This is a genomic window from Haloferax profundi (assembly GCF_001469865.1).
Taxonomy (GTDB): Archaea; Halobacteriota; Halobacteria; order Halobacteriales; family Haloferacaceae; genus Haloferax; species Haloferax profundi.
In genome coordinates, this window is record NZ_LOPV01000315.1 from 1 (window position 1) to 489 (window position 489).

A 489-nucleotide genomic window follows, 5' to 3' on the forward strand; every position below is an offset into this window, starting at 1 on the left:
GAGCGTCACTTCATAGAAGAGTGGGAATAGTTGGCCGCTATTCTACTTCGTAGACAGGGAGGTCCTTGATGATGTCTGGGTTGTAATCGTAGATCCTGAGCACATCCCGGACACTCTGCCGGTCCTCGACTTCGGCAACACCGACTAACTTCCGGTCCACTACGTAGTAGCTCTCAAACCCAGGGTGGTATTCCCGCTTAACGCAGAAGACGAGGTAACCACCTCCCGTAGGCCAGAAACTCAATTCCCTCTCCGTCGGTGCTAGTGCCTCGGAGTTTGAATCTTCAATCAGTTCCTTTGGTCGTATTGAAGGAAGGGAAGTAGTTGATTTTTCATTCTCTGATGATGGCGACCCTACCTTCCAATTTTCACTTGATGGGGGAGGATATTGGGAAGTTAAGCATCGCATCTCACCAACAGCATCAGTGCTAGACATCCATGTCTGTCCTAAGAGTAGCCCGAACCACAGGGCTCTTTCGACGAATGGGA

The 489-nt window shown here is 50.3% G+C and carries 1 protein-coding gene; it reads right to left on the bottom strand.

The features are described from left to right. Nucleotides 1–37 precede the first annotated feature (37 nt). A partial coding sequence (locus AUR66_RS21295) for a hypothetical protein (RefSeq protein WP_231727884.1) occupies nucleotides 38–489 on the bottom strand: 452 nt, incomplete at its 5' end.